The 12315-nt window shown below is 73.4% G+C and carries 12 protein-coding genes; all 12 read right to left on the bottom strand.

Annotation, left to right across the window (positions count from 1 at the left end):
• Window positions 1–13: 13 nt before the first annotated feature.
• A complete protein-coding gene (locus ACFWUY_RS27435; RefSeq protein WP_384114950.1) occupies window positions 14–1171 on the bottom strand; it encodes an ROK family transcriptional regulator in 1158 nt (385 codons plus the stop codon).
• Window positions 1172–1450: 279 nt separating this feature from the next.
• Window positions 1451–1942, bottom strand: coding sequence for a G/U mismatch-specific DNA glycosylase (mug, locus tag ACFWUY_RS27430; protein ID WP_384114947.1), 492 nt, complete (start codon window positions 1940–1942; stop codon window positions 1451–1453).
• A gap of 62 nt (window positions 1943–2004) precedes the next feature.
• On the bottom strand, window positions 2005–3447 hold the full coding sequence (purB, locus tag ACFWUY_RS27425) for an adenylosuccinate lyase (RefSeq protein WP_030545949.1): 1443 nt from the start codon (window positions 3445–3447) through the stop codon (window positions 2005–2007).
• Between the two features lie 240 nt (window positions 3448–3687).
• Window positions 3688–4470, bottom strand: coding sequence for an SGNH/GDSL hydrolase family protein (locus ACFWUY_RS27420; RefSeq protein WP_384114943.1), 783 nt, complete (start codon window positions 4468–4470; stop codon window positions 3688–3690).
• Between the two features lie 148 nt (window positions 4471–4618).
• Window positions 4619–5638 (bottom strand): hemolysin family protein, encoded by a 1020-nt coding sequence (locus ACFWUY_RS27415; RefSeq protein WP_384114940.1) that lies wholly within the window; start codon window positions 5636–5638, stop codon window positions 4619–4621.
• A complete protein-coding gene (locus ACFWUY_RS27410; RefSeq protein WP_384114937.1) occupies window positions 5635–6978 on the bottom strand; it encodes a hemolysin family protein in 1344 nt (447 codons plus the stop codon). Before ACFWUY_RS27410 ends, ACFWUY_RS27415 begins: the two co-directional genes overlap by 4 nt.
• A 214-nt stretch (window positions 6979–7192) precedes the next feature.
• Window positions 7193–7618, bottom strand: coding sequence for a GNAT family N-acetyltransferase (locus ACFWUY_RS27405; protein WP_384114934.1), 426 nt, complete (start codon window positions 7616–7618; stop codon window positions 7193–7195).
• 168 nt (window positions 7619–7786) lie between these two features.
• On the bottom strand, window positions 7787–8458 hold the full coding sequence (locus tag ACFWUY_RS27400; protein ID WP_384114931.1) for a class I SAM-dependent methyltransferase: 672 nt from the start codon (window positions 8456–8458) through the stop codon (window positions 7787–7789).
• 10 nt (window positions 8459–8468) lie between these two features.
• Window positions 8469–8813 (bottom strand): VOC family protein, encoded by a 345-nt coding sequence (locus ACFWUY_RS27395; protein WP_384114928.1) that lies wholly within the window; start codon window positions 8811–8813, stop codon window positions 8469–8471.
• Between the two features lie 102 nt (window positions 8814–8915).
• The gene (bioD, locus tag ACFWUY_RS27390) at window positions 8916–9653 is read right to left on the bottom strand and encodes a dethiobiotin synthase (protein WP_384114925.1); all 738 of its coding nucleotides are present in this window, start codon (window positions 9651–9653) and stop codon (window positions 8916–8918) included.
• 28 nt (window positions 9654–9681) lie between these two features.
• On the bottom strand, window positions 9682–10962 hold the full coding sequence (locus tag ACFWUY_RS27385) for an adenosylmethionine--8-amino-7-oxononanoate transaminase (protein WP_384115027.1): 1281 nt from the start codon (window positions 10960–10962) through the stop codon (window positions 9682–9684).
• A gap of 5 nt (window positions 10963–10967) precedes the next feature.
• Window positions 10968–12236, bottom strand: a complete 1269-nt coding sequence (bioB, locus tag ACFWUY_RS27380) for a biotin synthase BioB (protein WP_384114922.1) — start codon at window positions 12234–12236, stop codon at window positions 10968–10970.
• Between the last annotated feature and the right edge of the window lie 79 nt (window positions 12237–12315).

Raw genomic sequence — 12315 nt, 5'->3', positions numbered from 1 at the left:
CGCAAGGAACTTCCTAGCGGCGGGCCGTCACCGTGCCCTCGACCGCGAACAGCTGCTCCTCGACGTGGTCGAGGGCCAGCCGCAGCGCCCCCGTGCCCACCGCGGCCTCGCCCAGCAGGGACAGCACCACCCGCGGCGGCCGCAGGCAGAACCGAGCGAGCTCGTCCCGGAGCGGCTGCAGTACGCCGTCCAGGCCGGCCGCCCAGCCGCCGACGACCACCAGTTCCGGGTCGATCGCGAGGACCAGCGCCGCCACGTCGTGCACCAGCCGCTGGATGAACCGCTCGACCGCCGCCTCCGCGCGCGCGTCGCCCTTGCGGGCCAGCGCGAACACCTCGGCGACCGCCTGCTCGTCCAGCGGGTGCAGCGGCTCGTCCGTGGTCGAGAGCAGATGCTCGGGGGTGACGCCCCGGCCGAGCAGGTGCAGCGCGCCGATCTCCCCGGCCGCGCCGCCGAACCCCCGGTGCAGCCGGCCGCCGATCAGCGAACCGGCCCCCGGGCTCAGCCCGGCCAGGACGAAGACGATGTCGTCGGAGTCGGTCGCCGCGCCCTTCCAGTGCTCGGCGACGGCCGCCGCGTTCGCGTCGTTCTCCACGATGACAGGGCACTTGAAGGAGCGTCGCAGCCGCTCGCCGAGCGCGAGGCCCGTCCAGCCGGGCAGGGCCGTGCCGAGGCGGACGGTCCCGTCGGCCTCCACGATGCCGGGGGTGCCGACGCCGACCGCCCGCAGATTGGACCGGGCGACCCCGGCCCTGCGCAGCACGTCGGCCACGACCGCGCGCACCCGGTCGAGACGCTCGTCCTCGGGCGCGGTCTCCGACACCTCGCGCGATCCGGCGCCGATGATCCGCCCGTCCAGACCGGAGAGCAGCGCGGCCACGCGGTGCGGGCCGATCTCGATGCCGAGCAGGTGACCGGCCTCCGCGCGGAAGCGGAACCTCCGTGCCGGACGCCCCTGTCGCCGGGCCTCGCCCTCCTCGGGCGCCGCCTCGACGACGAGACCGCCCTCCATGAGGCCTTCGACGACCCCTTCGACCGTGGGCCGGGAGAGGCCCGTGATCCGGGTCAGATCCGTGAGCGTGGGCGCTTCGGCGCCCCGCAGCGCATGGAGTACCACCGCGGAGTTGATCCGCCGCAGCAGGGACGGATCCCCGCCGGTCAGCCGCCCCACAGTGTGTCCTTCCAGCTCGTGCACCTCTTCGGCGGATGGTACTCAATGGGTCCGGCCGCGGCGAGTGCCGCCCCCGCGGTGGGCCTCCCCGCTCTCCGCCGCCTCCTGACGGAACGCCAGCTGCCGAACGCCGACCGCCGAACGCCGATCACCGGTGGAGGCCGCTTCACCGGACCCGTGACCGCGGCACGGCGGAGAGCGGAGGAGTCCGTCACGGAGTCCCGTTCCGGAGCCCCCGGCACGGAGTCCCGTTCCGGAGCCCCCGGCACGGAGTTCCCGTCACGGAGTCCCGGCCGCCTCCCGGAGACGGGCGTACTCCTCGGCCATCGTCGTCGCCGTCCAGTGCGCGTTCAGACCGCTCGGGTTGGGCAGCACCCAGACCCGGCTGGACCCGATCAGGCGCTGCTGCGGCCCGATCACGGCCTTCGGCTCGCCGAAGGCCGTGCGGTACGCGGTGACGCCGACGACCGCGAGCCAGCGCGGCGCGAGCCGCTCCACCTTCTCGACGAGGAGCCGGCCGCCCTCGCGGTACTCCTCACGGCTCAGTTCGTCGGCCCGTGCGGTCGCCCGCGCCACCACGTTGGTGATGCCGAGCCCGTACGAGAGGAGCTCCTCCTGCTCGTCCGGCCGCAGCCGCCGCGGCGTGAACCCGGACAGATGGAGCACCGGCCAGAACCGGTTGCCGGGGCGGGCGAAGTGGTGGCCCGTCGCCGCAGACATCAGACCCGGGTTGATCCCGCAGAAGAGCACGGAAAGGCCGCTCGCGACCACGTCGGGAACGACGCGGTCGCGAGCGGCCTCCAGCTCCTGCTCGGAGAACCGGGGCTTCCCGGTCAGAGGATCGCCCCCGGGGCGTAGGCGGCGGCCTCCGGGTGCTGCTTGAGGATCTCCTCGATACGGGAGACCACGGACGCGACCTGGTCGGCGGCGGCGCCGGTGAAGGACAGCTTGTCCGCCATCAGCTCGTCGAGCTGCGCCCGGTCCAGCGGGATGCGTTCGTCGGCGGCCAGCTTGTCGAGGAGCTCGTTGCGCTCGGCACCCTGCTCGCGCATGGCGAGGGCGGAGGCGACGGCGTTCTCCTTGATCGCCTCGTGGGCGACCTCGCGGCCCACCCCGGCGCGCACGGCGCCCATGAGGACCTTGGTGGTCGCCAGGAAGGGCAGGTAGCGGTCGAGCTCGCGGGCGACGACGGCCGGGAAGGCGCCGAACTCGTCGAGCACGGTGAGGAAGGTCTCCAAGAGGCCGTCGAGGGCGAAGAAGGCGTCGGGCAGCGCGACCCGGCGGACCACGGAGCAGGACACGTCGCCCTCGTTCCACTGGTCGCCGGCCAGCTCGCCGGTCATCGACGCGTAGCCGCGCAGGATGACCATGAGGCCGTTGACGCGCTCGCAGGAGCGGGTGTTCATCTTGTGCGGCATCGCCGAGGAGCCGACCTGGCCCGGCTTGAAGCCCTCGGTGACCAGCTCGTGGCCCGCCATCAGGCGGATCGTCTTGGCGATCGACGACGGGGCGGCGGCCAGCTGCACGAGCGAGGTGACCACGTCGTAGTCGAGCGAGCGCGGGTAGACCTGGCCGACCGAGGTGAAGGCGTGCGCGAAGCCGAGGTGACCGGCGATCCGCTGCTCCAGGTCGGCCAGCTTGCCGGCGTCGCCGCCGAGCAGGTCCAGCATGTCCTGCGCGGTGCCGACCGGTCCCTTGATGCCGCGCAGCGGGTAGCGGCCGAGGAGCTCCTCCAGGCGTGCGTACGCCACGAGCAGCTCGTCCGCCGCGGTCGCGAACCGCTTGCCGAGGGTGGTCGCCTGGGCGGCCACGTTGTGCGAGCGACCCGCCATGACCAGCTCCGCGTACTCGGCGGAGAGCTTGCCGAGACGGCCGAGGACGGCGACCGTACGGTCCCGCATCAGCTCCAGGGAGAGCCGGATCTGCAGCTGCTCGACGTTCTCGGTGAGGTCGCGCGAGGTCATGCCCTTGTGGACGTGCTCGTGGCCGGCGAGGGCGTTGAACTCCTCGATCCGGGCCTTCACGTCGTGCCGGGTGACCTTCTCGCGCTCGGCGATGGAACCGAGGTCGACCTGGTCGAGCACGCGCTCGTAGTCGGCGAGCGCCGCCTCGGGAACCTCGATCCCGAGGTCCTTCTGCGCACGCAGCACGGCGAGCCACAGCTGACGCTCCAGCTTCACCTTCTGCTCGGGGGACCAGAGGACGGCGAGCTCCGCGGAGGCGTAGCGGCCGGCCAGAACGTTGGGGATACGGGGCTTCGCAGTCACAGCAGTCACGTGGACAGATTCTACTGGCGGTTTCTGCAGGCCAGCGCCACGGCCCGAGCTGGAGCTTGCTACGAGACGCAGCTCACGCGCGCCGTGCCGCGCGCCCCGGCCCGAGCTCGCGTACGTCCTGGCCGCGTGTCCCGGTCCCGGCTCGCGTATGCCTCGGCCGCATCCCGGTCCCGGCTCGCGTACGCCCCGGCCGCCCCCGATCTCGGCTCGCGTTGCCCGAGGGCGCGGGCCCCGGGGCGGTCAAGGGCCCGTCGGCCCCTCGTACGGCAGCAGTTCCGGGCGCTTGGGCGCACGGCCGTCCCCCGACGAGCGGCCGGTCAGGCGCCGTCCGATCCACGGGCCCAGGTGCTGCCTGGCGAAGCGGGCGTCGGCGACGCGGCGGCTCGTCCAGCCGGGCGGGGGAGTCGGGGCCAGCGGCGCGCGCCAGTCCTCCTCGGGTGCCAGGCCGAGCGCCTGCCACACGGCCTCGGCGACCCGTCGGTGCCCGTCGGCCGTCAGATGGAGCCGGTCCACGTCCCAGAGCCGGGGGTCGCCGAGCGACGGGGCCCCGTACAGGTCGACGACGAGGGCTCCGTGCCGGGCGGCGAGCTCGTCGACGTGCGCGAAGAGCTCCTCCATGCGGGGGCGGAAGCGTTCCATCACGGGGCCGTTCCGGCCGGGGCTGCGCATCAGGACCAGCTGCCCGCAGGAGGGCGCGAGCCGTTCGACCGCCTCGGTGAGGAGTCCGCGGACCCGCCCCATGTCGACCTTGGGCCGCAGGGTGTCGTTGAGCCCGCCGACGAGCGTCACGACGTCCGCCTTCATGGCGGCGGCCGTCTCGACCTGCTCCTCGACGATCTGGCCGATGAGCTTGCCGCGCACGGCGAGGTTGGCGTACCGGAAGCCGGGGGCGCGGGCGGCCAGGCGGTCCGCGAGGAGGTCGGCCCAGCCCCGGTAGGACCCGTCGGGCCTCAGGTCCGACATTCCCTCGGTGAAACTGTCGCCGAGGGCGACGAAACTGTTGTATGTGGCATTGATCTGCATGGCGGAGCGATCATACCGCGCGGTATGCACGCGCTGCCCCGGAGAGAGCCCCGGAGGGCCCAGAGTCAGGGGAGCCCGAGGGAGCCCGGGGGAAACACGGCGGGAGGGCCCCGGAACACCCGGAGCCCCCCTGTCGTACCGGTGGGCGTTACGGCGCCGCCGGGCGGCCGACCAGCTTCCGCAGGACGTCCTCCATCGACACGAGCCCGGCCGGCTTGCCGTCCTCGTCGAGCACGGCCGCCAGGTGCGTCCGGCTGCGGCGCATCGCGGTCAGGACGTCGTCCAGCGGTGTGGCCGCCCGGACCCGGGCGATCGGCCGCAGCGCGGACACCGGGAACGGCAGATCGCGCGGGGAGGCGTCCAGGGCGTCCTTGACGTGCAGATAGCCGAGGATCCGGCGCTCCGTGTCGACCACGGGAAAACGCGAGAAGCCCGTCCGCGCCGACAGTGCCTCAAGCTGCTCCGGAGTGGTGCCGACCTGCGCGTACACCACCTTCTCCGCCGGCATCACGACGTCCCGAACGGGACGCCGGCCCAGCACCAGGGCGTCGTGCAGCCGCTCGGCGGCCCGGTCGTCGAGCAGTCCCGCGTCGCCCGCGTCGGTGACCATACGGGCCAGCTCGTCGTCCGAGAAGGTCGCCGCGACCTCGTCCTTGACCTCCACCCGCAACAGCTTGAGGAGGGCGTTGGCAGAGGCGTTGATCGCGAAGATCACCGGTCGCAGCGCCCGCGCGAGCGCCACCAGGGGCGGCCCGAGGAGCAGCGCCGTACGCGTCGGCTCGGCCAGCGCGATGTTCTTCGGCACCATCTCGCCGAGCAGCATGTGCAGGTACGTGGCCACGCTCAGCGCGATCACGAACGAGATGGGGTGGACCAGACCGTGCGGCACACCGACCGCGTCGAAGACCGGTTCGAGCAGGTGCGCGATGGCCGGCTCGGCGACGATGCCGAGGACCAGGGTGCAGAGCGTGATGCCGAGCTGCGCCGCTGCCAGCAGCGCGGAGACGTGCTCCAGGCCCCATATGACGCTGCGGGCCCGCCGGTCCCCGGTCTCGGCCAGCGGTTCGATCTGGCTGCGGCGGACCGAGATCAGGGCGAACTCGGCGCCGACGAAGAAGGCGTTGACGACCAGGGTCAGCAGACCGATCAGCAACTGGATCGCGGTCATCGGCCGGCCTCCCCGGTCTCGTCGTCGGTGGCGTGCGCCAGGGGCGCGTGCATCAGCACCCGCGCGGCGCGCCGGCCCGAGGCGTCCACGACGTCGAGCCGCCAGCCGTCCAGCTCCACGCTGTCGCCGACGGCCGGGATGCGGCCCAGCTCCGTCGCGACGACGCCCGCGAGCGTCTCGTACGGGCCGTCCGGAAGCCGCAGGCCGATGGCCCCCACCTGGTCCGTACGGGCCGCGCCGTCGGCGGACCACACCTCGCGCCCGTCCGCGTCCTCGCCGGCCCGTGCCAGGTCGGGCGTCTCGTGCGGGTCGTGCTCGTCGCGGACCTCGCCGACGACCTCCTCGACGATGTCCTCCAGGGTGGCGACCCCGGCCGTACCGCCGTACTCGTCGATGACGACCGCCATCGTCTGTTTCCCGGACAGCCGGTCGAGCAGCCGGTCCACGGTGAGCGTCTCGGGGACGAGGAGCGGTTCGCGCAGCATCTCGCCGATCCGGCGGCGCGGGCGTTCGGCGGCCGGTATGGCGAGCACGTCCTTGATGTGGGCGATGCCGACGACCGAGTCGAGGTTGCCCCGGTAGACGGGGAAGCGGGACAGGCCGGTCGCGCGGGTCGCGTTGGCGACGTCCTCGGCGGTGGCCTGCACGTCGAGGGCGGTGACCTGGACGCGGGGCGTCATCACGTTCTCGGCGGTCAGCTCCGACAGGTTGAGGGTGCGGACGAACAGCTCGGCCGTGTCCGCCTCGAGGGCGCCCTCCTTCGCGGAGTGCCGGGCGAGCGCCACGAGCTCCTGCGGGGAGCGCGCGGACGCCAGCTCCTCGGTGGGCTCCATGCCCAGGCGGCGCAGGATCCGGTTCGCGGTGTTGTTGAGGTGGCTGATCAGCGGCTTGAAGGCGGCGGTGAAGATCCGCTGGGGGGTGGCCACCACCTTCGCGACGGCGAGCGGCGAGGAGATCGCCCAGTTCTTGGGGACCAGCTCGCCGACGACCATCAGGACGACGGTCGACAGGGCGGTGCCCAGGACGAGGGCCACGGAGGAGGCGACCGTGGGGGAGAGGCCGACGGCCTCGGCCGGGCCCCGGATCAGCTTGGCGATCGAGGGCTCGGCGAGCATGCCGACCACCAGGTTGGTGACGGTGATGCCCAGCTGGGCGCCGGAGAGCTGGAACGTCAGCGATTTGACGGCCTTGAGCGCGCCGGGCGCCCCGCGCTCGCCGCGGTCGGCGGCGGCTTCGAGCTCGCCGCGCTCGACCGTGGTCAGCGAGAACTCGGCCGCCACGAACGCGCCGCACGCGAGGGAGAGGAGGAGCGCCAGGAGGAGCAGGAGCACTTCGGTCATCGGTTCACCTCCGTCCCATGATCAGCCAGGGCGGAGAGGATCGCTCGATGTCGTTCGGCGAAGCGGGGGTCGTCGGAACCAGTGCTACTGGGAGGCTCGCCCATGGGCGGACGCTCACACCTTTCGGTCGTCGGGATGAGCAATCATGGTAAAGGACAGGCAAAGCAGGGTGGTGGTCACCCTCCTGGTCATCCTTTGCCCGCCCTGCCGCGGCTCATCCCCCGAGCGGCTTCACCCACCGGCGCCAGCCCTCGTCACGCTCGTACCCGGCGGCCGTCCACAACCGCTGCCCGGTCCCGTTCGCCTCCAGGACCATGGCGTCCGCACGCCGTCCGCCGAGCGTGAGGAAACGTTCCTCGGCCGCCCGCAGGAGCGCGGTGGAGATGCCCCGCCGGCGGTGCGAGGGCAGCACGGCGAGCCGGTACAGGGAGGCGCGCCAGCCGTCCCACCCGGCGATCACGGACCCCACGATCACCCCGTCGGCCACGGCGAGGATGAGCGCCTCGGGGTCACGCTCGACGAGCCGTGTCACCCCCGGCACGTCGTCCGAGACGGACGTCCCCTTGGCGGACTCGCTCCAGAAGGCGAGGACGGCCTCGACGTCGTCGCGGGTGGCGGCACGTATCCGAAGATCAGTCATGACCGGATCCCACCATGAGGCGCCGGGCCGGGGCCACGGAGTTCCGACCGGCGGGACGGCGGCCCCACCGCCGGGTCGTCCGGCGAGGACACGGGGCCGCTCGGCGCGGACGCCGTACCCCACCGCCGGGCCGTCCGGCACGGACGCCGGACCGCTCGACGCCGTCCCCTACCGCCGGGCCGCTCCCAGCACACAGGGCGACGACGGCAGGCGCGGCCCCTTCTCCGGGACGTCGAAGGAGCGGTACGGCCCGAGGACGAAACCGGCCGCCTCGATGGCCGCGAGCGGGTCGCGGGAGGTGTGGCAGCCGCCGAAGAGCAGCGGCCAGACCGTCCGGTCGAGACCCCGCTGCACGCGCGCGAGGCCGGGCGTCTCCGCCACGCCGTGCTCGAAGAAACGGAGTTCACCGCCGGGACGCAGGACCCGGTACAGCTCCGCGAGGGCCTGCGGCACGTTCCGTACCGTGCACAGGACGAGCGAGGCCACCGCCGCGTCGAAGGAGGCGTCCTCGAACGGCAGCGCCTCGGCCGTGTCCGGCAGCACGGTCACCGGGACGGCGGCCCGCCGCGCGCCCTCCTGGGCCAGCCGGCGCAGCCGGGCCTCCGGCTCGACGGCCACCACCTCGACGACCCCGGCCGGGTAGTGCGCGAAGTTCAGCCCGTTTCCCGCCCCGACCTCGATGACCCGGCCGGAGAGCCCGGCGAGCAGTTCCGCGCGCAGGTCGCCGAGGCCGCCCCTGGTGTCGGCGGACACGCTGAACCGGGCGTAGAACCGGGCGAACAGCGGGTGGTGGACGGGAGGTGACGGGGATCCTGGCCGTACCGGGCGCGGGGGTGTCATCGGAGCCGCCTCAGCCCGTCACGAAACAGAACTCGTTGCCCTCCGGGTCCCGCATCACCTGGAAGGCGCCCTGTTCGTCCTTCACCGGGCCGCCGACCCGGGACGCGCCCAGGGGCAGCGCCTCGTCGGCGGCCCGCTCGGGATCCGCCACCTCCAGGTCGAGATGGACCCGGTTCTTCACCGTCTTGCCCTCCGGCACCCGCTGGAAGGCAAGACGGACGAAGCCGGGCGGGTCCACGTACGACCAGTCGCCGCTCCGGTCGACCGGAGCACCGCCGAGGAGCTCCGCCCAGAAGCGGACGAGGGCGGCCGGATCGGCACAGTCGAGGACGATCTCCTGCACGGAAGCACGCATGCCTCCAGCCTACGGAGTCACCGCACCGGGGACTACGGCACCAGACCAGGGATCACGGCACCAGGCCAGGGATCACGGCACCAGGGACTACCGCACCAGGGATTACGGCACCAGGGCCACGGCTCCCGGCGCGAACCGCTCCCCGAACGCCCCCGCGTCCCAGGTGCCGCCCAGGACGGGCCCCAGCCAGCCGCCCGCCGCCGCCCGGAACTCCGCCGGGTCGAGTGCCCCCGACCCCTCCGGTACGGCTCCGAGGAGCGGCGCGCCCGCCGCCTCCGGCAGATCGGCCAGATTGCAGCGCGCCGCCAGGTCCGGCTCGGCCGGCCAGCTGCCGACCACGACACCCAGCTGCTCGATCCCGCGCGCCCGCAGCGCTTCGGCCGTCAGGGCCGTCGAGTTGAGCGTCCCCAGACCGGCCGGGGTCACCACCAGGACCGGTGCGCCGAGCAGCGCGGCCGCGTCCGCGAGTGTGCCGCCCTCCTCGTCGAAGCGGACGAGCAACCCGCCCGCGCCCTCCACCAGGACCAGGTCGTGCGAAGCGGCCAGCTCCCGCGCGGCCTCGGCGACCTGACGGGGCCCGACCGGGGCGAGCCCGGCCCGCCGGGCCGCCGTACCCGGAGCCAGCGGCTCGGGGAAGCGGCCCAGCTCGGCGGAGCCCACGGCGCCCGAGAGCCGGACGACCTCGTCCGCGTCGCCGCGCTCGTCCGGTCCGACACCCGTCTGAGCGGGCTTCAGTACGGCGACCGACCGGCCGGCGGCGGTGGCCACGGCGGCCACCGCCGCGGTCACCACCGTCTTGCCGATCTCCGTGCCCGTACCGCTGACGACGACGATTCCCACTGCTGCCCCAGTCCTTCCGTTCACACCGTCATCCCGCTGCCGCCGCCGCGCGCACCGCGGCGCAGATCCGGGCCAGGTCCTCGTCGCCCGTCACGTACGGCGGCATGGTGTAGATCAGGTCCCGGAACGGACGCAGCCACACGCCCTCCCGGACCGCCGCGCGCGTCGCCGCCGCCATGTCGACCGGGTGGTCGAGCTGGACGACGCCGATCGCGCCGAGCACCCGCACCTCGCGCACGCCCGGGAGGCCGGCCGCGGGGGCGAGTCCCTCCCGCAGCCCGGCCTCGATCCGCTTGACCTCGACCTCCCAGTCCTGGGAGAGCAGCAGGTCGATCGAGGCCAGGGCCACCGCCGACGCCAGCGGGTTGCCCATGAACGTCGGCCCGTGCGCGAGCACCGGGACCTCGCCCTGCGAGATCCCGTCCGCGACCCGGCTCGTGCAGAGCGTCGCCGCCATCGACAGGTAGCCGCCGGTCAGCGCCTTGCCCACGCACATCACATCGGGGGAGATCCCCACCTGGTCGGCGGCGAACAGCGTGCCCGTCCGCCCGAAGCCGGTGGCGATCTCGTCGAGGACGAGCAGCACGTCGTGCGCGTCGCAGGCCTCACGCAGCACCCGCAGGTACTCCGGGTCGTGGAAGCGCATCCCGCCCGCGCCCTGCACCACCGGCTCCACGACCACCGCGGCCAGTTCGTGCGCGTGCTTCCCGATCTCGGTCCGCAGGAGATCGGCGTACGACTCCTCGTACCCGGCCGGCGGCGCGTCCACGAACACCTGCCGCTGGAGGACGCCCGTCCACAGCTCGTGCATCCCGCCCTCGGGGTCGCACACGGACATCGGCTGCCAGGTGTCCCCGTGGTAGCCGCCGCGCCAGGTGAGCAGCCGTCGCTTCTCGGGGCGGCCGAGGGAGCGCCAGTACTGCAGGCACATCTTGACCGCGACCTCGACGGACACGGAGCCCGAGTCGCTGAGGAAGACGTGCCGCAGCGGTCCGGGGGTGATCTCGACGAGCCGGGCGGCGAGCCGGACGGCCGGCTCGTGGGTGAGCCCGCCGAACATGACGTGGCTCATCCGCTCCAGCTGGCCGCGGACCGCCTCGTTGAGCACGGGGTGGTTGTAGCCGTGGATCGCCGACCACCAGGAGGACATGCCGTCGATCAGCTCGGCCCGCCCCTCGGAGGGCGTGGCGAGCCGGAGGCGTACACCGGACGCGGATTCCACGACCAGCGGGTCCGTCCGTCCCGGCATGGGGCCGTACGGATGCCAGACGTGCGCCCGGTCCAGGGCGATCAGTTCGTCGTCGCGCACGGCCGTCACGCGTTCGGCGCGAGGTCCGTGCCGGCGCCCCGGCGCCGCACCGCGACCAGGTCGGTGCGGGCCTGGTTCGGCGCGGCCCCGGCCTCCGCCCCGGCCTCGGCCTCCGGTGCCTCGGCGGACGCGGGCACCGCGGAGGCGCCGCAGGGACCGCAGCCGCCGCCGGAGTGCGAGCCGCAGCCCGCGCCCTCCGCGGCGTCGTGCGACCCGCAGCCCGCCGACGCCTGGGAACCGCATCCCCCGGCCGTCGCCGCGAGCGCGTCCGCGCGGTGCTTCGGCAGCGTGGTCGTGCCCGCGCCCTCCACCTCGAAGCCCGCGTCCGCGATCATGTCCAGGTCGGCCTGGCCGGCCTGGCCCTCGCTCGTCAGGTAGTCGCCGAGGAAGATCGAGTTCGCGATGTTCAGCGCCAGCGGCTGCATCGAGCGCAGGTGCACCTCACGGCCGCCCGCGATCCGGACCTCGACGTCGGGGCAGACGAACCGCACCATCGCCAGGATCCGCAGACAGCGCTGGGGGGTGAGGTTCCACTCCTTGGCGAGCGGGGTGCCCTCGAAGGGGATGAGGAAGTTGACCGGCACCGAGTCCGAGTCCAGCTCGCGCAGCGCGTACACGACGTCGACCAGGTCCTCGTCGGACTCGCCCATGCCCGCGATCAGACCCGAGCAGGCCGAGAGGCCGGCGGCGTGCGCCTTCTGCACGGTGTCCACGCGGTCCGCGTAGGTGTGGGTCTTGGTGATCTCCCCGTACGTCGCCTCGGACGTGTTGAGGTTGTGGTTGTACGCGTCGGCGCCGGCGTCCCGCAGCCGCTCCGCCTGACCGTCCGAGAGCAGACCGAGGCAGGCGCACACCTCGACGCCCTCGTTCTGCTCCTTGATGGCCTCGATGGTTCGGCCGACCCGCTCGACGTCCCGGTCCGTCGGACCGCGGCCGCTCGCCACCAGGCAGACCCGCTTGGCCCCGCCCGCGACGCCCGCCGCGGCGGCCTGGGACGCCTCGTCCGGCTTCAGCCAGGTGTACTTGAGGATCTCGGCCTTGGAGCCGAGCCGCTGGGAGCAGTACGAGCAGTCCTCGGGGCAGAGCCCCGACTTCAGGTTCACCAGGTAGTTGAGCTTCACCCGGCGCCCGAACCACTGGCGGCGCACCTTGCCGGCCGCCGCCACCACATCGAGCAGTTCGTCGTCGGAGGTCGCCAGGACGGCGAGCGCTTCTTCACGGGTCGGCAGCTCGCGCCGCAGCCCCTTCTCCACCAGCGTGTTCAGCAGGTCCATAAGCGCTGATCCTCGCCTACCGCCCACCCCCGGGCCAAGGAGGAACCGAACAAACGCCCCCGATAGAGGTGTGTGGATG

Origin of the sequence: Streptomyces sp. NPDC058664 (assembly GCF_042716635.1) — a bacterium.
Taxonomy (GTDB): domain Bacteria; phylum Actinomycetota; class Actinomycetes; order Streptomycetales; family Streptomycetaceae; genus Streptomyces.
This window is presented reverse-complemented; position numbering and strand designations above follow the sequence as displayed.